The 26,026-nt window shown below is 42.7% G+C and carries 22 protein-coding genes, 1 tRNA gene and 1 CRISPR repeat array; of the genes, 11 read left to right on the forward strand and 12 right to left on the reverse strand.

All coding sequences use genetic code 11. The features are described 5' to 3' along the window. The first annotated feature begins 263 nt into the window (after positions 1 to 263). Positions 264 to 1,451 carry an acetylornithine transaminase gene (locus EO93_RS00305; RefSeq protein ID WP_048160527.1) on the forward strand — a complete coding sequence of 396 codons (1,188 nt, stop codon included), beginning with the start codon at positions 264 to 266 and terminating at the stop codon, positions 1,449 to 1,451. Next, positions 1,432 to 2,532: a histidinol-phosphate transaminase gene (gene hisC / locus EO93_RS00310; protein WP_048160491.1), complete on the forward strand. Its 1,101-nt coding sequence runs from the start codon at positions 1,432 to 1,434 to the stop codon at positions 2,530 to 2,532. The genes EO93_RS00305 and hisC overlap by 20 nt, the downstream gene beginning before the upstream one ends. 94 nt (positions 2,533 to 2,626) lie before the next feature. Here the strand turns inward: hisC and EO93_RS00315 are convergent, their stop codons facing one another. The 6 genes from EO93_RS00315 to EO93_RS00340 form a co-directional block, all read right to left on the reverse strand. Then, positions 2,627 to 2,983, reverse strand: a complete 357-nt coding sequence (locus tag EO93_RS00315) for a dihydroneopterin aldolase family protein (RefSeq protein WP_048160493.1) — start codon at positions 2,981 to 2,983, stop codon at positions 2,627 to 2,629. A 76-nt stretch (positions 2,984 to 3,059) separates the two neighbouring features. After that, positions 3,060 to 3,803, reverse strand: a complete 744-nt coding sequence (locus EO93_RS00320; protein ID WP_048160495.1) for an archaetidylserine synthase — start codon at positions 3,801 to 3,803, stop codon at positions 3,060 to 3,062. A gap of 2 nt (positions 3,804 to 3,805) precedes the next feature. Continuing rightward, positions 3,806 to 4,432 carry a phosphatidylserine decarboxylase gene (locus tag EO93_RS00325; RefSeq protein ID WP_048160497.1) on the reverse strand — a complete coding sequence of 209 codons (627 nt, stop codon included), beginning with the start codon at positions 4,430 to 4,432 and terminating at the stop codon, positions 3,806 to 3,808. A 5-nt stretch (positions 4,433 to 4,437) separates the two neighbouring features. Next, the gene (gene artA / locus EO93_RS00330; protein WP_048132019.1) at positions 4,438 to 5,307 is read right to left on the reverse strand and encodes an archaeosortase A; all 870 of its coding nucleotides are present in this window, start codon (positions 5,305 to 5,307) and stop codon (positions 4,438 to 4,440) included. 1,113 nt (positions 5,308 to 6,420) lie between these two features. Further along, positions 6,421 to 7,482, reverse strand: a complete 1,062-nt coding sequence (gene ccsA, locus EO93_RS00335) for a cytochrome c biogenesis protein CcsA (RefSeq protein ID WP_048160499.1) — start codon at positions 7,480 to 7,482, stop codon at positions 6,421 to 6,423. Between the two features lie 24 nt (positions 7,483 to 7,506). Continuing rightward, positions 7,507 to 8,526: a cytochrome c-type biogenesis CcmF C-terminal domain-containing protein gene (locus EO93_RS00340; protein ID WP_235284059.1), complete on the reverse strand. Its 1,020-nt coding sequence runs from the start codon at positions 8,524 to 8,526 to the stop codon at positions 7,507 to 7,509. Positions 8,527 to 8,837: 311 nt separating this feature from the next. On the opposite strand from EO93_RS00340, the gene EO93_RS00345 reads away from it, so the two are divergent. From EO93_RS00345 to EO93_RS00375, 6 genes are all read left to right on the forward strand, one after another. Continuing rightward, positions 8,838 to 9,365, forward strand: coding sequence for a CDP-2,3-bis-(O-geranylgeranyl)-sn-glycerol synthase (locus EO93_RS00345; RefSeq protein ID WP_048133829.1), 528 nt, complete (start codon positions 8,838 to 8,840; stop codon positions 9,363 to 9,365). Positions 9,366 to 9,514: 149 nt separating this feature from the next. Further along, a complete protein-coding gene (gene pyrE, locus EO93_RS00350) occupies positions 9,515 to 10,078 on the forward strand; it encodes an orotate phosphoribosyltransferase (RefSeq protein WP_048160501.1) in 564 nt (187 codons plus the stop codon). A gap of 991 nt (positions 10,079 to 11,069) precedes the next feature. Continuing rightward, complete coding sequence (gene purD / locus EO93_RS00360) at positions 11,070 to 12,371, forward strand: phosphoribosylamine--glycine ligase (RefSeq protein WP_048160504.1); 1,302 nt, start codon at positions 11,070 to 11,072, stop codon at positions 12,369 to 12,371. Between the two features lie 436 nt (positions 12,372 to 12,807). Then, a complete protein-coding gene (gene argF, locus EO93_RS00365; RefSeq protein ID WP_048133836.1) occupies positions 12,808 to 13,716 on the forward strand; it encodes an ornithine carbamoyltransferase in 909 nt (302 codons plus the stop codon). 160 nt (positions 13,717 to 13,876) lie between these two features. Then, a tRNA-Leu gene (locus tag EO93_RS00370) sits at positions 13,877 to 13,961 on the forward strand. Between the two features lie 433 nt (positions 13,962 to 14,394). Continuing rightward, positions 14,395 to 15,843 carry a saccharopine dehydrogenase NADP-binding domain-containing protein gene (locus EO93_RS00375; RefSeq protein ID WP_048160507.1) on the forward strand — a complete coding sequence of 483 codons (1,449 nt, stop codon included), beginning with the start codon at positions 14,395 to 14,397 and terminating at the stop codon, positions 15,841 to 15,843. 260 nt (positions 15,844 to 16,103) lie between these two features. Here the strand turns inward: EO93_RS00375 and EO93_RS18375 are convergent, their stop codons facing one another. Both EO93_RS18375 and EO93_RS17110 read right to left on the reverse strand, forming a co-directional pair. Beyond that, a complete protein-coding gene (locus tag EO93_RS18375; protein ID WP_255350184.1) occupies positions 16,104 to 16,229 on the reverse strand; it encodes a hypothetical protein in 126 nt (41 codons plus the stop codon). Between the two features lie 578 nt (positions 16,230 to 16,807). Then, the gene (locus EO93_RS17110) at positions 16,808 to 17,059 is read right to left on the reverse strand and encodes a hypothetical protein (protein WP_156161184.1); all 252 of its coding nucleotides are present in this window, start codon (positions 17,057 to 17,059) and stop codon (positions 16,808 to 16,810) included. A gap of 78 nt (positions 17,060 to 17,137) precedes the next feature. On the opposite strand from EO93_RS17110, the gene EO93_RS00380 reads away from it, so the two are divergent. Beyond that, positions 17,138 to 18,088, forward strand: a complete 951-nt coding sequence (locus EO93_RS00380; protein ID WP_235284060.1) for a phosphotransferase — start codon at positions 17,138 to 17,140, stop codon at positions 18,086 to 18,088. Positions 18,089 to 18,100: 12 nt separating this feature from the next. Here the strand turns inward: EO93_RS00380 and EO93_RS00385 are convergent, their stop codons facing one another. Continuing rightward, entirely contained in the window at positions 18,101 to 18,316 is a 216-nt protein-coding gene (locus EO93_RS00385; protein ID WP_156161185.1) for a hypothetical protein, read from the reverse strand. A gap of 37 nt (positions 18,317 to 18,353) precedes the next feature. Here EO93_RS00385 and cbiZ point away from each other — a divergent pair, with 37 nt between their 5' ends. Beyond that, positions 18,354 to 18,959 carry an adenosylcobinamide amidohydrolase gene (gene cbiZ / locus EO93_RS00390; RefSeq protein WP_048160513.1) on the forward strand — a complete coding sequence of 202 codons (606 nt, stop codon included), beginning with the start codon at positions 18,354 to 18,356 and terminating at the stop codon, positions 18,957 to 18,959. A gap of 591 nt (positions 18,960 to 19,550) precedes the next feature. Beyond that, a complete protein-coding gene (locus tag EO93_RS00400; RefSeq protein WP_082107509.1) occupies positions 19,551 to 21,005 on the forward strand; it encodes a tetratricopeptide repeat protein in 1,455 nt (484 codons plus the stop codon). Positions 21,006 to 22,165: 1,160 nt separating this feature from the next. Here EO93_RS00400 and EO93_RS00410 read toward each other — a convergent pair. From EO93_RS00410 to EO93_RS16395, 3 genes are all read right to left on the reverse strand, one after another. Further along, positions 22,166 to 22,645, reverse strand: coding sequence for a hydrolase (locus EO93_RS00410; protein ID WP_048160519.1), 480 nt, complete (start codon positions 22,643 to 22,645; stop codon positions 22,166 to 22,168). Positions 22,646 to 22,763: 118 nt separating this feature from the next. After that, positions 22,764 to 23,825: direct repeats of the CRISPR family, unit length 37 nt; unit sequence GTTTCAATCCTTGTTTTAGTGGATCTTGCTCGCGAAT. Positions 23,826 to 24,160: 335 nt separating this feature from the next. Beyond that, complete coding sequence (locus EO93_RS00420) at positions 24,161 to 24,673, reverse strand: metal-binding protein (RefSeq protein ID WP_048160523.1); 513 nt, start codon at positions 24,671 to 24,673, stop codon at positions 24,161 to 24,163. A 584-nt stretch (positions 24,674 to 25,257) separates the two neighbouring features. Continuing rightward, positions 25,258 to 25,887 (reverse strand): GNAT family N-acetyltransferase, encoded by a 630-nt coding sequence (locus EO93_RS16395; RefSeq protein ID WP_052734250.1) that lies wholly within the window; start codon positions 25,885 to 25,887, stop codon positions 25,258 to 25,260. Between the last annotated feature and the right edge of the window lie 139 nt (positions 25,888 to 26,026).

The raw sequence follows: 26,026 nt of genomic DNA on the forward strand, positions 1-26,026 counted from the left end.
AAATAGTCAGTAATATTCTTAGGGAATCAGGGATTCTTAGGGAATCGGGGAATAATCTGGTTTTTGGTGAAGGTAGGGGAAAAATTTAAACTGAGAAATTAGTTAATCAGGAAATTATAAAATCCAGAGATAAAGTCCTTTAGAAATCAGCAGTCCATTAAGATAATAAATACCGCTGAAACACTAATTAAATACTCAGATAAATTTTCAAGGTTAAACTTTAAAATAAGCTTATGATCACAAATTCAAGGAAAGGAATTCACTTGACAGAAAACATTATTGAATCCGGCGACCTGCAGGCAAGGTACAATTCCGTTATAGAAAAAGACTCAAAGTATGTAATGCAGACTTATGGACACCAGCCCCTTGTGCTTTCAAAGGGTAAGGGAGCGGTTGTCCAGGATATTTACGGAAAAGAGTATATCGACTGCGTGGCAGGCATCGCGGTAAACAATGTAGGGCACTGCCACCCGACAGTTGTTAAAGCAATCCAGGCACAGGCTGAAAAACTGATTCATGTTTCCAATCTCTATTATACTGAAATCCAGGCAGAATTTGCGGAAACCCTTGCCTCGATTACAGGCATGGAGCGCGTCTTTTTCTGTAACTCTGGAGCTGAATCCGTAGAAGCTGCAATGAAACTGGCTCGCGTGGCTTCGGGAAAAGGCGCCTTTGTAGCAGCCGAACACTCCTTCCACGGCAGGACTATAGGAGCCCTCAGCGTGACCCACAAAAGCATGTACAGGGACCCCTTCATGCCGCCTGTCAGTTCAGAGACTACATTTGTTCCATATTCCGATGCCAACGCCATCAGGCAGGCAATTAATGAAAATACCGCAGCAGTGATCCTTGAGCCCATTCAGGGTGAAGGCGGGGTAAACATACCGGACCCCGGATACTTAAAAGAAGTAAGGGAGATCTGTGATGAAACCGGCACCCTCCTTATCTTTGATGAAGTGCAAACCGGATTTGGAAGGACAGGGACCTGGTTCTGCAAAGAGCAATTCGGAGTCGAGCCTGACATTATGAGCATGGCAAAAGCCTTAGGAGGAGGGCTCCCCATGGGTGCCATTGCAGCTCGTAACGGGCTAAGTTTCGGGCGCGGACAGCATGCTTCTACCTTCGGAGGCGGGCCTCTTGTCTGTGCGGCAGCTCTTGCTTCTATCCAGGCAATAAAGGAAGAAAAGCTTCTGGAGCGCTCAAAGGAAATGGGAGCTTATTTCATGGAAAAGCTCTCAGACATGGCAAGGGACGATGTTGTGGAAGTCCGCGGGAAAGGGCTTATGATAGGAGTTGAAATCAAGTACCCCTGCGGCAAATTTGTAGACTTTGCAAGGGAACACGGCGTGCTTGTAAACTGCACCTCGGACTCAGTACTCCGCCTTGTCCCTCCACTTGTGATTACGAAAGAGCAGATCGATACGGTAGTTGATGTTCTTGAGCAGGCCTGAACTGATAAAAAAAGAAATCTTTGATATTGCAGAGTACGTTCCCGGAAAGTCCATAGAAGAGATAGCTTCGGCTTACGGGCTTAATCCCAGATCGATTATCAAACTGGGCTCAAACGAAAACCCCCTGGGTCCCTCCCCGAGAGCTGTCCAGGCTCTTGTAGAGGCAGCCCCAGGAGCAAATATCTACCCTTCAGCAGATGCACGGGAACTGAGAGAAGCCCTCTCTAAATACACAGGTTTTCCTGTATCAAACATTGTCGCCTCCGGACCCGGAATGGATGGGCTTCTAGATGGGCTTTGCAGGATAATCATTGAAAAGGGAGACGAGGTTATTATCCCTACCCCGACCTTTGCATATTACGAATTGCCTGCCAGAGCCTGCGGTGGAAAACCAATATTTGTCAGGCGGAACCCCGACTTTTCCCTGGACCCTGAAAAGGTCCTTGAAGCCGTATCTTCCCGGACAAAGATTATTTTCCTCTGCTCCCCAAACAATCCTTCAGGCAACCTCCTTCCCGAAGCTGACCTGAGGAAAATCGTTGAAAATACCCACGCCCTTGTGTTTGTGGACGAAGCGTATGTTGAATTTGCGGACGGGAACCTTGCAGGGCTTGTAAGGGAATATGACAACCTTGCAATTGGAAGAACCTTTTCCAAGGTATTCGGGCTTGCAGGGCTGCGTCTGGGCTATGGGATAATGCCTGAATGGCTTGTAAAGGAGTATTCAAGGGCAGCCACCCCATTTTCGGTAAGCCTCCCGGCTTTAAGGGCAGGAGTAGCCGCACTTTCGGATACAGACCACCTGAGTAAAAGCATAAATCTTGCAAGGGAAGGCAGAGAATACCTGATAAAAAAGATCCCATTTACGGTTTATCCTTCACAGGCAAACTTCGTACTTGTAGATGTTGCTCCTTTGAAAGCAAAAAAGATCACGGAAAGCCTTATGATGAAAGGAATAATCGTGCGCTCATGTGATTCTTTCAGGGAAGCTGGAGATTCTTTTATCAGGGTAACGGTCGGCACCCCTGAACAGAATGAAAAGGTAGTCAGGGCTTTTGAAATTTCAAAAAAAGAGGTTTAAAAACCCCTGATTCCCTTAAATTAAATATTTAATTTTTTTAGGCATTTAAATTCTTAAGTTTCTTCAATTTTTTAAGTTTATTTGGCCCTTAATTTTATTCGATATCCTCAATTTTCATCAATGGATAATTCAGTTCAGAATCGAATTCCATCGCAACTTTCACCCTTGAAGAGCCGTATTTTACAGTGATTTTAACTTCAAGCATGGGTCCCTGAAGTTCGGTGTATCCGAACTCACTGTTTAACTTACTTTTTAAGAGATCCCGGTCGATTTTCACGGAAATGCTTTCCACAAAAGGCTGAACTGAAATGCTTTCCTGGATAGCCTGCTCAAGGCTCGAAACTGTTTTAAGGTTTACTGGAGACCCCGTAAATTGATGGTAGAGAGCTCCCAGTTTTATTCCTGATTCGAAGAATGCGTTATCCCTATCGGTTATTTTGTTTCCGGTCAAATAAACTTCTCCTTGTTAATTCAATGTGCCAGTGAGAAACTATAGTAATCTTTGTATAGTAACCTTTGAACTGGCTTTAATGCTTTTCTTTCCGCCCTCCGGCTTTCAGTCCCTTTTTGTTCCCGTAATCTTTACTGCTAACAGCGCTAATCAGAGGGATCTTCAAGAAAGGAGAAAACAGGTAGGTCAACATCAGAATAAAGGGCAGGAAAGAAAAAAACCGCATATACTGGAGATCAATAAAGTACAGAAAACCAGTTATCCCGAAAACCGCAGCTACGAAAGCCAGGACCTTGATATTCCTTATCTTCGGATAATTTACGGAACTCACCATAAGGATAGAAAGAGCAAGAGTCAGAGCCAGCAGGAAATCTATCCTCACGATACTTTCGCCAAGCAAAAGGTACGTAACCAGCATAATGCAGCCTGCGGTGATAGGAAGCCCTTCAAATCCTGTCTTCGGGGTAGATATCGTAGAATTAAAACGAGCGAGCCTGAGCACACCACATACAGCATAAAAAACTGCAAATATCGCGACAAGAGGTTCGTTTTCCCCGAATTCCAGGAATATGAGAAGAGCAGGGGCAACCCCAAAAGAGACTGTATCTGCCAGGGAGTCAAGTTGCTCCCCGAGTTCTCCCCCTTTGAATCTGCGAGCAATGTATCCGTCCGCCCCATCTGCAACTGCCGCAATCAGGAGTAAGATCAAAGCAAAGCCAAAAGAGTTACTCTGGGCAGCTACTGCAATGGAGCCAATCCCGCAGATCAGGTTCAAAAGAGAGACCAGGTCCGGGAGTCTTAACATTTGAAATACGTTCATATTCAAAAGTCCCTGTCATTTTTTATTGTTGCTATAACGGTCTTGCCTGCAAGTACCCGCTCCCCTTTACAAACTGTAATGTCGAAATCATGAGGAATTGTTACGTCGACTCTGGACCCAAAACGGATCATTCCGATACGCTGACCCTGTTCGACAGTGTCATTCACATTTGAATATGTGACAATTCTGCGGGCGATGGTGCCTGCAATCTGTGTGACCTGTACATCCCCGTACTTGCTATGGATAAGGAACTCGTTTCTTTCATTCCTTTCCGAATCCTTACAAAAAGCAGGGAGATAACCACCTTTCTTGTAGGTAATTTCCCTGATTCGTCCGGAAATCGGAGCTCTGTTTACATGTACATTCTGAAGGAACATAAAAATGCAGATTTTCCTGTCCCTGATATCGATAATCGTACCATCGGCAGGGGAGATCATATAAGCGTCAGAGACTTCTACCTTTCTTTCGGGATCCCTGAAAAAGATAACCATAAAGAAAGTTAATGCCATCCCCATATAAGCTGCATGATTAAGAAAGGGTAAACTATTCGTTGCCCTTGAGAGAATTGCAAACAGGGCAGTTACAGACGCAGCTGTAAAAAGCCAGGGTTCAGATCCTTTTGCGATCATTGATCTCATTCCCCAGCAAATCTATGCAGAAGATATTTCAATTCTTCGGAAAGTATGACCCAAAGGCCGTCGATCATTCCCAGCAACTCAGGCAGAATCTTGAGTACTGCATATGAAATTGCAAAGAGAGCGATCCCTGACCCTGCCTTTGCAATGTAGTTGTGGGCAATTATGAAACTATCAGCACCAAACCACTGTTCTCCATAAGCTACAACCACAAAAATATCCCTGATAAGGTTGAGCACATAGATCACAGGTACGGATACGATGAAAGCCATGACCAGACGATTCAGGGGAGCTTTAACCGCACCTATTAGCCCCATAAAAAGAGCAATGCTTTCAATTGCAGTACAGGCCAGGATAATCTCAACCGTATACCCATTAAGGGTTATCATATTCCATGCTTTCATGTATGCCGGGATATCGAAGTACTGAAGAACCCAGATAACCTGTGAGGTAACGTTGCCAATTATCCAGGTGTTCAGGGAAGAGAAATTTGCAAACGGGAAATAAACAAGAGCACCAAGGGCACTTGCACTTGTAATCATTGAAGTTATGTCAAGGGAATCTCCCGCAATCTGAGTTGAAACTTCCGAGTGCATCACTTCTCTATTCTTTTTTATAAGGAGAGGGCCTTCCCTGTACTCCCTAAACATGATATATGCCATAAGTAAGCAGAACAGGGCAAATACAAATGTAAGGCCCACATTGGCATAGTCCAGGGTCTCAATGTAGTGGAGAGGCTGGTAACCCCAATGGATGGAAAAAACACCCCACCCTATACCCCCTACCAGTTTATGAACTCTTGAGGTTCTGGGGATAACGGATGACGCAATCATTAACCCAACTGCGAGCCAGAGTACACTTTCTATCATTTTTCACGCACCTTTTTGCCTGGGATGAAAACATTCCAGATTCTATAGTTCTTCTGTGATATTGGAAAATCCCAAGCAAATTCTGAAGTTTCCGGAAAGTAGAACATGAAATTCTCTAAAATAATTAATAGATTTCCATAGAGCTTCTACAAAGGACTTAAAGTTTTCATAACCATAAGTATTAAGGAATTCAAAGGTTATGGATTTTACTTTCTGATATAACGAATTTACAGTCTTGAGAATTATTACCCCCTGAGAAGCCATGCTAGGGCACTGGCAGATACAACCTGAAAGTAAATATCTACCAGATGAGGCAATCCCAGTATTATAATGTAGACGGTTTCAGGTTAGGTAACTATTCATTGGTCATCGGTTAAGGAATTTTCTTGCCCTAAAGCTATCGATTTTGTACTGGAAGCCAGCCTTAAGTTTTGGCATAATTACATGAAATCGATACCTTGTTCCGGCCTCCAATTGAATCAAATATTTGACAAATGTTGTGGAAGTGGAGGCAATTTATCACGATTCATCACTTAACCGAAGACGCATGGGTAACTATTGAGTATTATGGATTACAGGCATCTGACCTAACTCTAGATATATAAATACCTGCCCAGATTTCTGCAGTCAGGCATTTGAGGATATTAAGAACCCTGTAGATAGATAACAAATTACATTGTAGATAGATAACAAATTACTATTATAGAAAAATAACGGATTATAAAGCATTTCCATATACAAGGAAAAATTACCCAGATTAAAAAGTTCTGAAAAAATATATAAAGAGCTTTTTGGGAATGTGACGGCTCCCGACAATGAATTGGCAGGCATCTAAGGGATTGCACCTATGCTATACCGCCCTAGAGCAAATAATGTTTGTCTCGCCAACACCGTTCAAACTTTTACCTATAGAACTCCTCTATAGAACCTCATAGTTTAAGTTCAGAGCAAAGTCAAGCGACTTCTGTAGCATTCACAGCTTCCAGAACAAAACTTGACAATAGAGTATAGGTTTGAAAGTTTAAAAACGTTGCCAATAAGCGTATTATTGAAGAGTTGACGGCTGTATCCCGCCATTAAAATGACAGGGATTAGCCTTAGACGCTCCTAAATTTATTCCTCGCCAAAATACTTCCTGGCAAGAAGAACTGTGCTTGAACCTGTAAGGACAAGCAGGAAGAAAGCAATTATCATCCCTTCTGTTGTGAAGTCCTGCCAGGAATGCACCGATACCCACAGCCCGCTTCTTGTGACAAAGGTCGAGAAAATGACCAGGATAAAAGAGACAAGTGCAAGCATCGGGAGCATAAAACCATATTCTCCCTGCCGGACCCTGAGCTTTGCATGCAGATAAGCTGTTGCCGTAAGCCAGGGAATCAGGGAAGAAGTTTCTACAGGGTCCCAGGTCCAGTACCAGGCACCCCAGCCAAGCACTTCATATGCCCAGAATGCTCCGAATCCGATCCCAAGTGTAAGGAAGAGCCAGGAAACGCGCATCCAGCCTGTTGCAAGTTCGGACCACCTGTTGTCCTTGAGGGCAAGGCCTGCAATTGCAGCAGAGAAAGGGAGGGTGAAAGCTGCATAGCCGAGAAACAGCAGAGGGGGGTGGATAGCCATCCAGAGGTTCCTGAGCAGAGGGTTCATGCCCTGTCCGTAAGAAACAACGAAAGGTTCCACTAAGAGGTTCCAGTTTGTAACTTCAGGTATTCCTGCACCTGTTAGATAATACATTGAAAAAGGGTTTTTCAACGCCAGAAGTAGCAGGAATACAGAGGCTACAAAAAGTGAAACCGATCTCATAAGGGCAAAGAGATTTGTCTCCCGGAGAATTTTCCCAGTGCCTGTAAAACGCGTTATTGCAAGCATTATGAAGATAAAACCTGTCCAGATCAAAAATGACCCTTCCTGTCCTGCCCAGAGCGCCGAAAATCTGTAGTGCCAGGCAAGGTCAGTGCTGGAGTGCTGAAAGACATAACTGTATTCCGTGTCCACACCAAGCAGGTGGTAGACAAGCAGGAATATCGCGATCACTATTCCCGCCCCTCCTGCAAGTTCCAGCTTTTCGGAAAGGACCATAAATTTCCGGTCCTGCCTGAAGAAGGAAAACAGGGAAGTTAAAAAAGCAAGCAGTCCGGAAGCTCCCGCTATCCAGATGAGCCCCATTCCAGTATTCATACGATCACCATCTGCACACCCGTCTCATACATTTTTTTTACTAACTCGCTTCTTTCGATTATCATTTTTAGTTTCATTTCCCTGAGAGCTTCTTTCAGATGAACGGTTTCCCGGAAGATCATCTCCTGAGGCACCTTTTTCTCTCAGGAGGGAATCCGAGAGGAAGAGTATCAGGACGCCCAGCACCATCAGATAAAACCCACCCCAGAGAGCGGTCATGAAAGGCACCTTCCGGACATAAAGTTCCACGGTCCGGGCTTTTGTATCCACGGATTTTGGAGCGATAAACAGTTCTTCCAGAAGCCCTCTGTGAATATAGGTCTCGGTGTAGGACTGTTCCCACTTGAAATCACTTATATACCTGACCTGTCCGCGGTCAAAAGGCTGGCCCCACCTGTACACATCAAAATATACGGTACTCACGTAAGCCGAACCAGGATAGCCCCCGTAGGGAGCCCCTTCAATTCCCGATGTGATGTTGGTAACATGAACGCTGTAACCCATAGATTTAAAAGTGCCCACTCCTCCCTGGGGGACAACAGCAGAATCTTCAAGATTCATGTTCGTGCTGAAGAGGATGCCAACCAGAAGCAGGACTGCCCCGAGGTGGATAATATGGGAGCCAGCCCCCCGTAGAGTCCCTTTCAGGGTCTTTTCCCGCAAAGAAAGCAGCCTGTACACAACCGCAAAAAAGGCTGCTGCAAGGAGTGGAAATGCGAGGTCAAGAGGCAGGCTTGAGAAGGGGGAAAAAATAACCGAGAGCACAGAACCGACAGTTCCAAGCCCGAGGACAAGCAGAGCCTCCTTTCTCCCTGCGCTTCTTAGGAGAAGACACAGGGTCAGCAGCATGACCAGAGCAAGGGTGGGCAGGGCTGCACGCAGGTTAAAATATGCAGCATCGAGAAGGATCTCTTCTCCTGTACTGATCCTCAAGATAAAAGGGGTTAAAAGACCCATTGTTATCAGAGCTGCGAGCAGCACCAGGACAAAGACCGTGGCAAGCATGGTGCTGCGAACTGTGAGAATATTGTTGAGTGGCTTCATAAAAAACCTTGAAAAATGTGATATAAAATATTACTTTATAAAATAAATACCATTAAATAGGAATTAATATTTACTTAAGCACATTATTTAAAAGTACCTAAAAAAAGTTGAAGAATACGGGGAGAGGAAAGCGGAAAATAATTATCTGGCTTACTTTGTAAACAAGTCATACAAATAAATAAAAAGGATAAGGATATGGAAGGAAGTTAACTTCTGCCTTAGGAAAGAATGAACCGGAAATTAGAGAGTTATTAGAGAGTTATTAGAGAGTTGATACTACGATAGAGCTGATAATCAAGGCATTCTGGCTGATGATTCCTGCATACCTTCCCAATCCCTTCGCAGCCGTCTTTGGGGGCGGAAAGCCTATTGACGGAGGCAGGACGTATAAGGACGGGAAAAGGATTCTGGGAGACGGAAAGACCTATAGAGGGCTCTTTTCAGGCATATTTTGCGGGTTTCTTGCAGGATGCATTGAGATCTGGCTGAGTATGAATGGCTTTGAGATTATGGGAATTGAAATGCCCGGCTTTGGTCCGGACTATGCAAGCGCGTTGAAAGTTGTTCTCGCCCTTGCCTCAGGCGCCCTGTTCGGAGATATGTTCAAGAGCTTTTTCAAGCGCAGGATGGGCCTGAAAAGGGGAGCGTCCCTGCCTCTTGTAGACCAGCTGGACTTTGTTGTGGGGGCCTGGGTTTTTACATACCTTGCAGCTCCTGAATGGTTCGTGAACAATTTCACCACAGGAATCATGCTTACTGTCCTCATAATGACGCCTCTGCTCCATCTTACGACAAACATAATCGGATACATTATAGGTGTGAAAAAAGAACCCTGGTGAAATATCCTTGGAAAATTTATGAAGGCCCTGTAAGGAAAATATTGCATAAAAAGATGAGAAAAACCCTGTATAACGACTGAGAATAAACCACAGGAAAAAACTTAAAAAATATTTATCGCGCTAATAAGGCTGCAAACACCGGTGAGATAATGAGTCAATCAAAACCAGAAACAGGAAATGAATTTGAATCACAAAAACAGGAACTGATCGCAGCCCTGAAAGCCTGCGGAGCTGTCCGCTACGGGGACTTCACGCTCGCCTCGGGAAAGAAAAGCAAGTATTACATCGATATTAAGAAAGCCAGCACCGATCCCAAAACCCTGAAAATTATTGCCAGGCAGGCAGCCCTCAGAGTAAAGGAAATGGATGTGGACACAGTTGCAGGTGTGGAACTCGGAGGCGTCCCTCTGGCAACCGCGGTTTCCCTCGAAACTGAGCTTCCCCTGCTGATTGTAAGGAAATCTGTCAAGGACTACGGCACAAAAAGCAGGTTCGTAGGCGAGCTTAAACCGGAAGACAGGCTTGTAATGCTCGAAGACGTAACAACCAGCGGGGGCTCGGTCAGGGACGCGATCGAGGTAGTCAGGGAGACCGGAGCCCGTGTTAAATACGTAATCACCGTAGTGGACAGGGAAGAAGGAGCAAGGGAAAAACTGAATGAAGTAGATGCCGAACTTGTGCCTCTGGTAAGTGCGAGTGACCTGTTAAAGTAAGGAATGATCTGTTAAAGTAAGGAATGATCTGTTAAAGTAAGGAATGATCTGTTAAAGTAAGGAATGATCTGTTAAAGTAAGGAATGCCCTGTTTAAGTAAGGGAAGTGCTGGAGCACTTTCCTGAACCTCATTCGGTTGCGTTCAGCCTGTCAGCCAGAAAAACAACTGTTCAACTTATAATAATACTATTTATAGAGACTGAATGCTATAGAGAAATATCTTACCTTGCACGAGAGATACTTCCCTTTATCCGGAAACTGTTTTTCAATCAAAAAATTATAAAGTGCTCCCGCCAGCTTGTCTGGCGGCCCTTCAAAATAAGAAAGAGCGCGTTTCAATCTTTTTTGAAATCTCTTCGTTTGAAAGTCTACTCTTGTTTTTGGTTAAATGCACTTAAAGTATGACTACTCAGGATTATCTTTTGAGCAAAACGTGTTTAAAAAGAGGTATTTAAAGCTTTTAAATAGAAAAAGAATGATTTTGGGTGCTATTGAAGGGAATTGTCGGATAGCCTGTAAAGGACGGGGCATTCTTGATTTTCCACACTCCCCAAAGTGATAAAAAGCTCCACCAATATTTCGAATTAAGTCCTCTTGAGCGCAGTTCACTGCTAAAACCCATAAATTAGTCCTCTTGAGCGCAGCGAAAAGGACCGCGTACTGTTGCACTTGCAGTGCAACTCCCAGAAAATTTTCGATTTCCTGTGATCCCCCCGCGCAATTCGGGCGAGGCGCAATTCGAGCGGCGAAACTCGGGATTTGAAGCTTAACAATGAGAAGATATTTATCAGAAGAAATAGAGAATTAGGGAATCCTTTATTGTATTGTTGATTAAAAATATCGATTATAAAGATAAAAATGCTTTTGAAATAGAAAGAAAGGTATTGCGAGCCTAATAATCCATCACCTTTTCTTCACTGTATTTCCTCATCAGGTATCAAGAACAAATTTCAGATTAAAAAATAATTTTTTTTGAACAAGGAGAATGAAAATGAAGATTTTGCTTATCGGTGGCGGCGGAAGGGAACACGCAATTGCCGAAGGAATTAAGAAAAGCAAGCATAACCCCAGCCTTTATGCGTTAATGGCAAAGAAAAACCCCGGAATTGCCTCACTCTGTGAGGATTTCCTGCTTGAAAAGGAAACCGAGGTTGTAAAAATTGTTGAATATGCAAAAGCCAGGAACATTGAGATGGCTTTTGTGGGTCCTGAAGCTCCGCTTGCAGCAGGAGTTGCAGATGCCCTCTGGGAAGCCGGGATCCCTGTTGTAGGTCCTAGAAAAGCCTGTGCAGTTATTGAGTTTGATAAGGCATGGGCAAGAAACTTCATGAAGAAATATGGAATCGAAGGCTGCCCTGCCTATGAAGTTTTCACGGATGAGGTTCCTGCACATGCTTTCATCGAAAAGCTGGGCGATGTTGCAGTCAAGCCCTCCGGGCTTACAGGCGGTAAAGGCGTAAAGGTGATGGGTGACCAGCTCCCTGACCTCAAAGCTGCCAGGGAATATACAAGCGAGCTTCTGGAAAAAGGGTCTGTGGTTATTGAGGAACGTTTCATAGGAGAGGAATTTACCCTCCAGGCTTTTGTGGACGGAAAAAACCTTGCTTTTTTCCCTGCAGTGCAGGACCATAAGAGAGCTTATGAAGGAGACCTCGGACCGAATACAGGCGGTATGGGCTCATACACCGATGCAGGAGAAATCCTTCCTTTCATGCTTTCTGAAGACCTTGAGAAAGCAAAAAAGATTATGCAGCATACCGTAACAGCGCTGTATGAGGAAACAGGGACAGGGTACCAGGGCATTCTTTACGGGCAGTTTATCCTGACGGCAAGCGGCCCCAAAGTCGTGGAGTTCAATGCACGGTTCGGAGACCCTGAAGCCATGAATGTTATCCCTCTTATCGAGACTGATTTTGTAGAAATTATGTCTGCTGTGGTAAAAGGAACCCTCGAAAGCCTGCCTGTAAAGTTCAGCAGGAAAGCGACAGTCTGCAAGTACGCAGTTCCCGCAGGCTACCCGGATAACCCTGAAAAAGACAGCGAAGTAGTTGTAGGAGATATAGGAGAGGCTTCAGTCTACTATGCAAGCGTGTATGAAAAAGAGGGGAAAATTTACACTACCGGTTCCCGTGCCGTTGCTGTCGTCGGGTGTGCCGAAACAATAGAGGCTGCAGAAAAAATCGCCCAGAACGCTCTTGAAAATATTCGGGGCAAACTTTTCTTCCGGAAAGATATAGGCACTGCCGGTCTTATCCAGAGAAGAATTGACCATATGAAAGAAATTAGAGGCTAACTGTTTAAAACACTATGCAGGAGTAGCGCGTGTAAATAATTACTATGCAATAATGTGAACTGCCCGCTAAATCTAAAGATTTAACGGGCTTCCTAATTCATAGACTACCTTCCGGAATCTCCAAAGGCATTAATTCGGGCAGTCCCTGCCCTACTATGTCCCGCTCCGTCGCTTGTTTCGGCTTTATCTGGTTTCAAGCTAGAGACGGTGTATTTTCCATGATCTGTGAGTCTGAAGGTGAACATATATTGCATTGGCCACTTGGTTCTCGTAACCATTGCTTAATATTATATTGGTTTCGATGCATATCAAGTCAAAGGATAACGAAACGAATCTTGTGGAAGTTGACGCTTATATCCCTCAGGCTAAACCGGGGGTTTAACGCTTCTTCTTATAAAGTTTAAATTCAGCCAGAAATAATTCGGGGTTTGAGACTATGAAGAAAGATGTACTTTCTATAACGGACCTGTCCCGGGAGGAGATCTACGAACTCCTTGAATCGGCCGTGGACCTGAAAGCAAAGCGTAAGGCAGGAGAAAACACAGAGTACCTTAAGAACAAAAGCCTTGGGATGATTTTTGAGAAGTCATCAACAAGGACCAGAGTTTCCTTTGAGGTTGCAATGACCGATTTCGGGGGACATTCTCTCTACCTGAATTTCAGGGATATCCAGATAGGTAGAGGTGAAACCATTGAGGACACCGCAAGAACCCTTTCCGGGTACCTGCACGGAATCATGGCCAGAGTAATCAGCCACGATACTGTGGAGAAGCTTGCAAAATACTCAAACTTGCCCGTGATCAATGCCCTCTCAGACAGGGAGCATCCCTGCCAGATCCTTGGCGACTTCATGACCATCCTGGAGTTCAAGAAAAAGTTCGAAGGCCTGAAATTCGCCTGGGTAGGAGACGGAAACAATGTCTGCAACTCTGCCCTACTGGGTTCGGCTATCATGGGAATGGAGTTTGTCGTTGCCTGCCCGAAAGGCTATGAGCCAAAAGCCGAGTTCCTTGAACAGGCAAAAGCTCTGGGAGGCAAGTTCACAATCACAGATGACCCGAAAGCTGCCGCAAAGGATGCTGACATTATCTATACGGATGTCTGGGTCTCCATGGGTGACGAAGCCGAACAGGAAAAGCGCCTGAAGGACTTTACCAGGTTCCAGATCAATACCGAACTCCTTGGAGTTGCAAAGCCGGACGTACTAGTAATGCACTGCCTGCCTGCACGAAGAGGCCTGGAAATTACGGATGAGGTCATGGACGGCCCGAACTCTGTAATCTTCGAAGAGGCAGAAAACCGCCTGCATGCCCAGAAAGCCCTTATCCTGAAATTGATGAGATAATATTTCATCAATTTTCCCTATTATTGGTGAGGGAATGCCAGAAAAATAAATATATTTTCCCGGTTAGAGGGATTTTTCACCCTCTGAGAATGCATTCAAGGAAAAAGTTTAAGAACAAAGAATACTACTATGTGCTGCTGAACAACGCAAAGTACATCATGCGAGAGTTGCCCAGCCAGGTCAAAGGCGCTGGATTCAGAGTCCAGTCTTGTAGGAGTTCGTGCGTTCGAATCGCACCTCTCGCACTAAACTTTTTTAATTATATCGAGTAAAACTGATTATTTCATTTGTTGGCATGTTATTAAGATATTATAGACCTTTTTCTTAACACTTTTATGAGAAATATAAAATTAATAAACGGCCACTATTGGTTAATTTGCATCAATATTCTCGATCAAAATTTTTAGTTTATGATTTATTCCTTTTCATGAGGACACATTTCAATCACTTATATTATATATTTTTTAATTCGGAACTTAACTTTTCACATTTGCACCGATCTGTTTTGTAAATAATGTCTCTTAACCAGTGGTCCGGATTTTGGGATGAAAGTTGTTCAGATTTTTTGAGAATATGCAAGATTACTATCTTTTCAGGCAAGGACATCTATATATCTTTAAATAAGTCGGGCCGTATTTAGGCGAAAAGTTATATCAATGTCTTGCGTTTACGAATCCTATGAAAAAAAAGTTTTCCAATAAAATCCTCATTATAGGTTATGGCTCAGTTTCACAATGTACTCTACCCATTTTACTGGACAAACTCGATGTTCCGCTAGAAAACATTACCTTAATTGATTTTGAAGACAAATCAAAAGCCCTGAAAAAATATACTAATCAAGGATTAAGATTTGTCTGTGAAAAGATTACCCCTACAAATTTGGATCAAGTTTTGTCACAATATATGGAAAATGAAGGCTTGATCATTGATCTTTCGTGGAATATAGGTGCTAATGACATCCTTAAGTGGTGCCATGATCACAATGTATTGTACGTTAACACTTCGGTTGAAGTATGGGATCCTACTGAGGATTTTTTGACCAGAAGTCTATTGGAAAAATCTCTTTATTTGCGGCAAATGAGATTACGTGAACTTTCCCGTGATTGGAAAGATGCACCGACTGCTGTTGTTGACCATGGCGCAAATCCTGGCCTGATAACTCATTTCGTAAAGCAAGGCTTGCTGGATATTGCCGCCTGCACCTGTGCTGATAAGAAAGTCTCTCCTGAGGATGAACAGGAAATTACCCTCCTTGCAAAGAACAGGGATTTTGCCCGCCTGGCTCAGAAACTGGGAGTCAGAGTGATCCATTGTAGCGAGCGAGATACTCAAGTAGCAAACCGGGCAAAGGAAGTTAATGAATTCGTAGGGACATGGAGCATTGAAGGATTGAGAGAAGAAGGAACAGCTCCTGTTGAAATAGCCTGGGGAACGCATGAGAGCAAACTGCCGCCCCTGGCACATATACCTCCTTACGGACCGAAAAATATGATTTTCTTGCCCCAGATGGGCATGAATACATGGGTCAGATCGTGGATACCGGATGAAGAAATTGTAGGTATGGCGATCCGTCATGGCGAATCATATGGCCTTTCAAAACTGTTAACTGTTCGGGAAGATGGAGAGGCGGTCTATAGGCCTACCGTACATTATGCTTATATGCCCTGTCATGATACACTTTCTTCTCTTTGCGAATTGCGAGGCCGAAATTATGAGCTTCAACCCAGACTCAGGATTATGACAAATGAAATCGTGTCCGGCGAGGACATAATAGGGGCACTCTTGATGGGCCATTCTTATAATTCCTGGTGGACCGGGAGCTCATTGAGCATTGAAGAGGCCAGACCCCTTGCTCCCGGTCAGAATGCTACTACTCTTCAGGTAGCTGCAGGCATTGTTGCTGCTATACTCTGGATGCTTGAAAATCCGCGAGAAGGTATTAAAACACCTGAGGACTTACCTCACGATTTTGTCCTGGATATTGCCAAACCGTATCTTGGAAAATTTATTTCCACACCTTCGGACTGGACACCGCTTAAAAATCGCAAAGTATTTTTCAAAGAAAATCCAGCTGTGAAACCCGATCCCGATCCATGGCAATTCGAGAATTTCCTTTTCGTAGGTTAATCCTTGGTAAACTACCCCTCCAGGGCAGACTGATGTCTGTCAAGGCAGGGGTATAAAAGTAATTTGCCTGTGTTCTCACTGAACTGGATACAAAAGGACCCAAAAAGGATACAACTATATCATAAAAAATTTAATCCGATACATGCCTGAAGAGAAGAGGAAAATAAACTGCTGGATACCTGTAAGCCTCTATGAGAAGATTTAGAGCCTGGTCTTGTAGGAGTTCGTGCGTTCGAATCGCACCTCTTACATCATTTTTTTTAATTTTCTTGTGGTTTACAGGTCATGCCTGAGCCAAAATCTTTTCCGGGTTGTTTCTCCGAATCTACCTGCATATCTACATCCACATGTGCTCCTGATTTGTTCCCTATTTTAGAAGCTATCAAAATTTAATTGTTCTTTTTCCTAAAAAGTAATTTCAAGCAAGGGAAAGAGATAAAAAAGATATTTTGTTGGGGTTTTCCCGCCTGATTGCACATTTCAAGCGGGAGGTCTGTTCACACAATTTAAGTAATTATAATAACATCTCTCTAAATATATAAATATTTGTATGCAGTTGGACTTAAGATCTAGAATCGAAGGATTTTGTGGATTCGAATCACAACTCTCTGACCCCCCCAAATTCAGGGCTAAAAAGATCCCGTTCGTTGTTTTCCCTATCAAGTAATGAACAAATTCCCTAAACTTAAAAGATCAACATGTTTGTGCTCTACATGACCCTGAAACACAGGAGTGGCTTGTCAGAAAAGCAATTTTCTCCAGGTAAATGGGCTCTCAATTGGTGTGCAACAGGCTGCCCGGCTGAAGAGCCATTTTTTTCAATCCGTCCTCGGGCTGGAAGAAGGTGTCGATTTCCGGTAATAAAAGCAAAATCTGCAAACGATTCTTGATAATTTCTTATATCTGGTCGACACCCTTCAGGCAAGAATATTTCTTACCGATAATCAATGAATGAAGCTTTGTATCAGATTTCCGGAGCTTCGCTATCAGGTATTGATTCAAGTCCGGGTCCATTAGATTTCCAATAGTATTTGATTCTGTACTCAGAACCGGATTTCAAAGTATCCTGTTGAACATAATACCATGAACCTGCTCGGAGGTATTCATCAAAAATACCTGAAGGACTTGTAACCGAGCGGGTTTGTCCAGTGGGAACGTTCACAACGAAAACGGGTTTTTTGGAATCTACCTTTGTCCAGACTACGACGATATCCATTATTGAACAATGCAAACATTTTTTTCAATATGCCAAATAATTTCAGGATACAAAACAAAATGAATGCTGGGAGATTTCTTGGCATCCTTTGAATACGTCAGGACCGTAAAGCCCGGCCATGTTTTCAGGGACTGGCTTATCGAGGTGCTCGGGGATAGAATACGGAATAAAAACTGTGAAGTCCGTATCTTTAAACTCAGTAATGCATCGCACAGGGTCTGCAGATATGAGTTTAAAGGGGAAGGGTTCAGTGTTGTAGCTAAATTTTTTGCAATACCCACGGGAATGATCAAAAAATACGATAGTTACGTTTTTATGAAAAAGGAATATGAATACCTTAAAAAAGCCAGAAAAATAATTGACGTCCCGGAACCGATCGCAATACATAACGATTTTTGTTGCGTCCTGGTCAGCAAATACGTGCCTGGAAGGTCTTTATTCTGGTATTTTGAGCACGGAAAAGAGCCTAAGGAAAAGTTAGAACTTGTGGCAGGTATGCTAAGAAAGCTTCATGAAAATACGCAGACATATTATGATAAAGAGAATGAATTTTCAAAATTTAATTATGTTTTGAAGCATCTCAAAATAGACCGGCATGAAAAAGAAAAGTATAAACATCTGCTTGAAAAATGGCGGCAGAGTCCCCTGCTGGACAGAGAAAGCGGCTGTATGACCCACAATGATTCCACCCCTGTAAACTATATATTCCATAGGGGAAGACCATTTCTTCTTGATTTTGAACTGGCATCCCGGCATGGGCATTTAGCATGTGACATCGGGATACTTTGCGCCGAGCTAAAGCACTATTTTGCGCGGAAAGGATCGAGCCAGAGGGCAGAGCCATATATTCGTCATTTCCTGAAGCATTACAGCAGAGATGAAGAAGAATTTCATAAAATAACCAGGGTTATCCCATTTTACATGGCTTATGGCCTGCTGAGAATTGCCATATTAAAATGGAATGCACGTTACAGAAAGTATCTCCTGAGAGAAGCAAAGAACTGTCTGAAAGCAATAGAGAAAATGTAACACGCTCCCCCGCTAAACTTGTGGTCCGCCGACTTCATTTTCCAAACCTTCCCCCCAGATTTGATAGGGAAGTATTATCCTTGAAAGTATTATCCTTGAAAGTATTATCCTTGAAAGTATTATCCTTGAAAGTATTATCCTGGAATGTATTATCCTTGAAAGTATTATCCTGGAATGTATTATCCTTGAAAGTATTATCTCGGGAAGTATTATCTCGGGAGGTACCATTAAGCATATTATCCTCTGGAAAAAACGTGATCATTATATGCGATACTACGTAAAAGACAGCACTCTTGTAATCGAAGGCGATTTCGAAGCCGTGAGCACAGGCTTAAATGGTGGCCGCGCACGGGTAAACTATCTTTTCAACAAACAGGTGTCAAGGACCTTCAACCCTCCTGACCCTCGGGAATTCGTAAAAGAAGAAGCCCTGAAACTGGGACTTGAAACAGCCAATTTCGGCCTCCTTACAGCTGTCAAAATGGAATACCTCCAGGTCGTTGAAGACGACTATCTAACAGCCTTTATAACCGCTGGCGTAAGCAACGGCTCGGAATTCAGAGCAAAGGTAGGAACCATAAACATAATTCTAATCTCAAAAGCAAGACTATCTGAAACAGCTCTCTTCGGTGCGATCATCACAGCCACCGAAGCTAAAGGGCTTGCGCTTCTTGAAAAAGGATACACTTTCCTGGGCACGAATACGGATGCCGTAATCGTTGCCTATGAAACGGGTTCCTCAGGGTCTGATCCTGGAAATCAGGAAAATAAGGAAATCCCTTATGCAGGCTCAAGTACGGAGTTTGGAAAACAGATTACTGAAGCGGTTATGAGGGGAGTTAAAGTAGGGCTTGAGCTGAGAGGAGAATAATTAGCTGCTGTACATGAAAACTACCTTTTGTTGAAATAAAAATGGAAAAAAAGAAATGTCAGATAGACAGGCTATCTTACATTATCTATCCATATTTGAAAAATGTTCAAAATGTACGATCAAAAACAGCAATTTTTACTTCCATTAAACTTAGAAGAGTTTGTTCCTGAAAACCATGTTGTGGGAATGGATGTAATTATCATGATTCCTCACTTAACCGAAGATGCATGAAATGGATCCGGGTTTTCAGAATTCGGGTCTAGGTTTATATAAGGGTGCATTTAATATTGGGCTTTACCTCTTTATTTTACAGGAGAATTATCTACCCATATCTGCTATTTTCGGCTTTTTCGGAATTGCCGGGAAGGTTTCTTCTCGTTTCCGGATCTATATCGAATATCCTCCGCTTGAAATGGATTTACAGGAATAGGTTAGCAGGAATAGGTTAACAGGATCAGTTTGAAATACGAGAACGGAGTTTGAAATTAGATTTCTCGGAGAATTTGCCGCCCATCAGGGGAGGTTGGGTGTGTACCGAATTCTCATTGCAAAAAAGAGTTACTCTAAACCTAATTACACGGGACCGATACTATGGCAAATGATTTTAACAAAAATAAAGGCAGTACAGGCAAGACAGGTAGGCCAAGCAGTACAGGCAAGACAGGTAGGCCAAGCAGTACAGGCAAGACAGGTAGGCCAAGCAGTACAGGCAAGACAGGTAGACCAGGCAGTACAGGCAAGACAGGTAGACCAGACAGAACAGGCAAAACATGTAAGACTGGCAAGACAGGTAGGCCAGACAGAGCAGGCAAAACATGTAAGACTGGCAAGACAGGCAAGACAGGCAGAACTCCCCTGAAAGGTGGAGGCAGGCCCGATAATGCTGGTGACACAGCCTATGAACGCCGGAATAAAGCACTTGCTCCTTATGATAAAGCACTTCAGAATAACCCTGGGGATGCAGCCGCCTGGGCAGGCAAAGCCGCAGTGTTTCTAAGGCACAGGATGTACAGCGATTCCCTGAAAGCCTTTGAAAAAGCTCTTGAAATCGAACCTTCGAATCCTGCTTACCTCTACGAAAAAGGTTTCGTGCTCCTTCAGCTCAAAAGGGATGAAGATGCCCTGCAGGCTTTTGACAGGCTGCTTGAAATAAAGCCTAACAGCGACAAGACCTGGAACCTTAGAACCTCAGTCCTTTGCAGGCTCGGACAGCACGAAAAAGCCCTTGAAGCTTCTGAAAAAGCCCTTGCTGCCAATCCTAAACTCGCGGGTGCATGGAACGCAAAAGGCTCAGTCCTCGTTGACCTCGGCAGATACGAAGAAGCCATAATAGCTTACGATGCCGCCCTCAAAATAAACCCGGACCTCTCCCGTGCCTGGGAAGGCAAAGCCTTTGCTCTCTACAACCTGGACAGGCCTGTGGAAGCCACAATAGCCTATGATGCCGCCCTCAAAATAAACCCGGACAATGCAAAGATCTGGGTCGGAAAAGCAATGGTCCACCTCAAGCTCGGCAAACATAAAAAAGCGCTTGGGCCCTGCAGTCAAGCCATTTTAATAAAGCCCGATCTTGCGGAAGCCTGGTACTGCAAAGGCCTGGCTCTCGCCGGTCTGGAAAAAGGTGAAGAAGCCCTCGGAGCCCTTGATAGAGCCATCAGGCTCAATCCGGACTATGTCGAAGCCCGAAAAGCCAGAAATTCCTTAAGCTCAAAACTAGGATTCGATCTGGATGACGATGAAGACGAAGATGAAGATGAAAGAGAAGAGGGAAGGCCGGAAGTCAGGAAGAGCGTATGGACAAAGAGGGAGCCAACAAGCGAGATAATTAAGAAAAGTCGGGGATACGGAAGAGACCAGAGAGGAGAGGGGCCTAAGAAGAGCGAATGGACGAGGAAAGAACCAAAAGAAGAGAAGACTGAGAAAAGTTGGGGTCAGGGAAGGGAGCAAAGAGGAGAGAGAACTGAGAGAAGTGTACGGACAAGGAGAGGACCAAAAGGAGAGGAAACTGAGAAAAAAGTGGGTAGAGGAAGGGAGACAAAGAAATAACTTTTAATCCTTCCATATTTTGGTTAGCTGCTTAACCACCTGTTTATAAATGACTGGTTAGTTGCTTAACCACCTGTTTATAAATGACTGGTTAGTTGCTTAACCACCTGTTTATATGTATATGGTTAATCTGCTTTATAAAGCTAAAAAGTAAGTCCTCTCCTTCAGGGGCAAGAATCAGGTTTTACGGGGGGTTCAATTCTTTTTTAATATATTTTTTCTGCCATCGGCCAGGAGAAAGAGTTTCTTGCACTCCGGTTAGTGAAATCTATTCTACAGTTATATGCCAGAATTCTTTTTTTGGAGAAAATGGATTGAATTATATCACTGAAAGCACGGAAAATACGGAATAAAGAACGTATCTGAACAGAGATTTCCGTGCTCTTCTATGTTCTCCAGTTGATACATTTTTATTCACATCTAATTCTTTAGATGGATTTTTATATATTGAAGTCTCTTCATCCAGAAAATTAGCTCAATTCCATAAGTTTGCAATAATTTCTTTGATGACCTGGAAGGTGATCTTACGCTTCAAAATGTGACTCAAGTGTGTGATGTAAACTGCTCAAAGGAAAATCCTTTAGGGCATGGTCCGAATGTTTTGTTAAACATTTTTCACGAGATGGAATTTAATAGCCCGCTGTATTATTTTACTCTGCCAGGTTTCACTCTTGTAGCAGTCGGGTTGTATATACACCTTAATCATGTACAAACCTTTTATCCTGATGGAAACTTTAATCTCGAGACTGCTGTTTTGATGTTGCTGCTGACTTTCATCGGGATTTTTATGGCTTTTACCGGAATTCTGCTGCATTCGATAGCTGGTTTGATCAGATATAAAATGAATAACCTGTGAAAGCTTGCTAATTCACTTAAATTATCTCCTGCTGCAGGCAATCGTGGAGATTATGCTTAAAATGTAAGTTCAATGTCTTCAAATAAGGAGAAAACACACCTTATTTCCTTTTTTATCCGAAAAAACACTTTAGAAAAATGAGACTTTCCACTATTCAATGGACCATTTGAATTTAAGGTGAAATTCTTTGTGTGGGAAACCCCAGCTCAAGAGGACTATTTTAAGTACATTTCTTTGCTAATTTCTCCTAAAGATAATACCTGGAATAGACGTAAACCGGTACTATTATCACTCTATTTTTATTTTAAACATCGGCAACGATAACAACATAATTTTTCCCGTATTTTTCGGCACAGGCGGGACAGGTAGTGTACCACATATACCATTTCTTGATTTCGAGCCCCCGGCCTTTTGCATAGCCTTCAAAGTCCGCACACCATTCCCCTGTTTTTTCAAAATCTCCCTCGTACACTTTGCTCAAGAACTTCCCGCTCAGGGTTAGATTTTCAGCCCCATCGACCTCTCTGTCAACAGCCAGATAGAGGTCCATATTGCTTTCGGAGGTATGGTCCGACAGACAGAGCCCGTCAGGCATTTCCGCACCAGCCCTGGCAACTTTCTCGTTCATCCTCATTATTACTTCCCCGAAGTTCAGGGGCATGTAATTCTGTGTGGTAACGGAATCCTTGATGAACCTTTTATTGTTCCAATCAAAGACTTTTCCATCCCAGGGGGCGGGGTCAAATCGAGGGCAACATTCTGGAGTTTCGGTTTCGCTGGTCATGACTATTCTCCCTTGTAAATAATTACTTTGGGGGTTATTTTAGGTTTTGGTTTTAGCATTTTTTATGGAAGCTACTTCTCGACAGAGGCATTGTCGGGATAATGGAAATACAGGAAGAGTTTCAATCCTTGTTTTAGTGGATCTTGCTCGCGAATGAAAACTTTCTTTGGTCACCCGTTTGGCATTTGTATGTTTCAATCCTTGTTTTAGTGGATCTTGCTCGCGAATCCTGGGGAGAATACAAGGCAGACGAAGCCCGTCTGGATGTTTCAATCCTTGTTTTAGTGGATCTTGCTCGCGAATATTACATTGGCCCCCGGGGCAACGCGGCCTGGGGTTTCAATCCTTGTTTTAGTGGATCTTGCTCGCGAATATAAAACGTTTAGGGAGTATTGTATCGAGCGTAAATAGTTTCAATCCTTGTTTTAGTGGATCTTGCTCGCGAATCTTACGATAAAAAGTAGTTCAGACGCGAGCCATTCTTGTTTCAATCCTTGTTTTAGTGGATCTTGCTCGCGAATTTACTTTTCTGACCGCTCTTATCCTTGAGTGCCAGGGTTTCACTCCTTGTTTTAGTGGATCTTGCTCGCGAATCTTCCTAAAAACGAAAAAAAACTTACGAAAATTTTTGTTTCAATCCTTGTTTTAGTGGATCTTGCTCGCGAATGTTATGAGCGAAACCACATGGAACTGCCTCTTGATGTTTCAATCCTTGTTTTAGTGGATCTTGCTCGCGAATGCCGTTACTGAATCTGCCCCGGTCGAGCCTCCTAAGTTTCAATCCTTGTTTTAGTGGATCTTGCTCGCGAATCCTGTACGGATTTTGCTGGATCGGGCGCGCAATGGTTTTGTTTCAATCCTTGTTTTAGTGGATCTTGCTCGCGAATTTTATCTCAACCTTGAAGACTCAGCAGAAGCCGCAAGTTTCAATCCTTGTTTTAGTGGATCTTGCTCGCGAATACCTATTTTCCCATCTTTATATCCTTTATTTTTTATGTTTCAATCCTTGTTTTAGTGGATCTTGCTCGCGAATATTTATGGTAGCAATTATATTTACAATCGTCATAAATAGTTTCAATCCTTGTTTTAGTGGATCTTGCTCGCGAATATTGTATTTGCGCCTGCGAGGCTTGAGGTCTGTATGTTTCAATCCTTGTTTTAGTGGATCTTGCTCGCGAATAGGGCAAAAATTTCCGGCGTTTGGCCAGAAAAGGCTTGAAATGAGCTCTTTTTCGGGGCTAAAATTCTTGCTGGAAAATTATCAAACCTTTTATAAATACAAGAAAATCAGGGTTTTTGATGGTTTGGAAACATCTGGACATATGCTTTTCTTTCTATTAAACTTTTGTTTTTTATTATCGGCTCATGTTAATAATCAATGATCAATCCAACGAAAAGCCCACTATAAAGAGTAAACATTATATTCCACCAACAACCGTCTGGTATGGAATTCTATAAAAACTGACTAAAAAATAGAATGTAGAAAATAGAATGTAGAAAATAGAATATAGAAATTTATGATTTGGTGGTGCGAATATTTTTTAGTTTCTTTTTTATTTTAGTGGATTTTCTTTTTGCTTTAGTGTATATTATATCTGTAATTATGTGTGCTTCAATAGAAATAACGATTCCAGTTAATAATGAAATAATATATTTTGTCGGGATGTTAGTAATTTCTAAGTTGAACAATTTGACAACTGGTGCTATGATGAATAAACCTACAGTTGAAATTATGATGATAGGGCCTAATAACGGATGGTGCAATTTTCCACGGTGCTTACAAATTTTTTGATAAGGCCACCAGATATATTTAAGAATTCCCCATCTTCTGAAGGGATCACTTTGAATATCCAGATCAGGACTGAGATAGTACGTCCCAAATATAAGTGCAAATGAAAATATTGCTATAGTGTCAAATTCAATATATTCCGGTGGAATATTCGATTTTATATAATTTATATGTAAACTTAGCAATATACCAAGCAGCAGCGTAATATTTACTTTTATATGAGTTTTTCCATTAGGCATTCCGAACACCGTTTTTAAAACTGGAGAACGTGTATAATACTCACAAAACCTATTCCATGAAACCGATTCATATAAGTCCTCATATTTTATAAAACTTTTTTATATATTTTGTTATCTAGTAGGTGATAATAGTTAATATTTAATTCGGTCGTTGCCGCTGGATTTTTACTAAATGGATTTCAGTTTCAAGTCCTATTTGGCAGGTATTGCTAACGAATTTGCAAATCCCGGCCCGGTATATCCACGTTGTGTACTATGAAATGAAAATTTCATATCAGGTGCCACAGACTTTATAAATAAAACAACAAAGAAGCTGAAAACGGTAGAAGATCAGAAACAGAAATGGAAAATTGTGGGTGCTCAACTACTATTACTGAGGTGAGGGGTTTGACTATTCCTGCTTTTAGTGGGCTCTGGTCGCAGACCGACCATCAAGAGCCCAATAACACCTGCTGCGGACCGACCAGCACCTGGCCAGTGATACCGGCACTTGCCAGCTAGAATAGAAAAACCTTACTGTATCCTTTTTTCAATTTTGGCTTCGAATAAGGTTCAAAAACTCTCAAGCTTGAAACAATAGCACTTTACTGAATGAGACCTTTTTTATTGCTTGAATTTCCAGGCCGATTGATTGCATTAACCATGCTCACAAAATTTGTACCCGCTTGCTTCAACTTCCCTCTTACAGAATAGCCATGTTTTTTATATAATTTTAGAGCTTCTGTGTTCTCGGGTTTAACAATCAATGAGGTCCTGGAAATGCCAAGTTTATGAGATTTGAGAGTTGCTGCCTTTAGCAATCTGCTCCCAACCCCACAGGCCCTGTACTGTGGATAAACGGCAAGTGAATCTATATAATATTCCCCGGGCTCTGCCTCTTTTGTTTTTAACATGGGAATTACTTTTCCGCGGTAATCCGTGGCATTGGATTTATATAATTTTGGAAGTTTTTCTACCAATAATTTATTCAAGCGTGGGAAATGGTCTGAGGGAAAGGACAAAACTAAACCTGCTATACCATTACGTCCCTCGGCAACATCTATATTTTGATAACTCAAAATATTATCAGGCTGTTTATAGAACTTTTTAATAACCTCTTGCACAGCTTTCCGATTCGTAGAACCCACCAGCACATAAGCACACTCTTCCCAGGCCATACAGATTAATTCTGCAGCTTCATCAGCATCTTCAATTTTGGCCTGTCGAATAAACACAATTATCAAACCTCCATAAATAAAGTTAAATATTATAGTTTATGGGAAGGAGCGTAAAACCCCGAAGTCTTCAGCTTCGTGGGATATAAGCGTCAACTTCCTCACGTTCTGCTGTTATTGATTCTGCAAACTTATTTCT

The sequence above is a fragment of the Methanosarcina sp. 1.H.A.2.2 genome (genome assembly GCF_000979975.1).
Classification (GTDB): Archaea; Halobacteriota; Methanosarcinia; order Methanosarcinales; family Methanosarcinaceae; genus Methanosarcina.

What these genes read in the sequence shown, in the direction of transcription:
- hisC (WP_048160491.1), top strand. Translation starts at nt 1,432, where the DNA reads ATGTTCTTGAGCAGGCCTGAACTGATAAAAAAAGAAATCTTTGATATT.
- EO93_RS00320 (WP_048160495.1), bottom strand. Translation starts at nt 3,803, where the DNA reads ATGAACGTATTTCAAATGTTAAGACTCCCGGACCTGGTCTCTCTTTTG.
- EO93_RS00325 (WP_048160497.1), bottom strand. Translation starts at nt 4,432, where the DNA reads ATGATCGCAAAAGGATCTGAACCCTGGCTTTTTACAGCTGCGTCTGTA.
- artA (WP_048132019.1), bottom strand. Translation starts at nt 5,307, where the DNA reads ATGATAGAAAGTGTACTCTGGCTCGCAGTTGGGTTAATGATTGCGTCA.
- ccsA (WP_048160499.1), bottom strand. Translation starts at nt 7,482, where the DNA reads ATGAATACTGGAATGGGGCTCATCTGGATAGCGGGAGCTTCCGGACTG.
- EO93_RS00340 (WP_235284059.1), bottom strand. Translation starts at nt 8,526, where the DNA reads ATGAAGCCACTCAACAATATTCTCACAGTTCGCAGCACCATGCTTGCC.
- EO93_RS00345 (WP_048133829.1), top strand. Translation starts at nt 8,838, where the DNA reads ATGATTCCTGCATACCTTCCCAATCCCTTCGCAGCCGTCTTTGGGGGC.
- pyrE (WP_048160501.1), top strand. Translation starts at nt 9,515, where the DNA reads ATGAGTCAATCAAAACCAGAAACAGGAAATGAATTTGAATCACAAAAA.
- purD (WP_048160504.1), top strand. Translation starts at nt 11,070, where the DNA reads ATGAAGATTTTGCTTATCGGTGGCGGCGGAAGGGAACACGCAATTGCC.
- argF (WP_048133836.1), top strand. Translation starts at nt 12,808, where the DNA reads ATGAAGAAAGATGTACTTTCTATAACGGACCTGTCCCGGGAGGAGATC.
- EO93_RS00375 (WP_048160507.1), top strand. Translation starts at nt 14,395, where the DNA reads ATGAAAAAAAAGTTTTCCAATAAAATCCTCATTATAGGTTATGGCTCA.
- EO93_RS17110 (WP_156161184.1), bottom strand. Translation starts at nt 17,059, where the DNA reads ATGGATATCGTCGTAGTCTGGACAAAGGTAGATTCCAAAAAACCCGTT.
- EO93_RS00385 (WP_156161185.1), bottom strand. Translation starts at nt 18,316, where the DNA reads ATGGTACCTCCCGAGATAATACTTCCCGAGATAATACTTTCAAGGATA.
- cbiZ (WP_048160513.1), top strand. Translation starts at nt 18,354, where the DNA reads ATGCGATACTACGTAAAAGACAGCACTCTTGTAATCGAAGGCGATTTC.
- EO93_RS00400 (WP_082107509.1), top strand. Translation starts at nt 19,551, where the DNA reads ATGGCAAATGATTTTAACAAAAATAAAGGCAGTACAGGCAAGACAGGT.
- EO93_RS00410 (WP_048160519.1), bottom strand. Translation starts at nt 22,645, where the DNA reads ATGACCAGCGAAACCGAAACTCCAGAATGTTGCCCTCGATTTGACCCC.
- EO93_RS00420 (WP_048160523.1), bottom strand. Translation starts at nt 24,673, where the DNA reads ATGCCTAATGGAAAAACTCATATAAAAGTAAATATTACGCTGCTGCTT.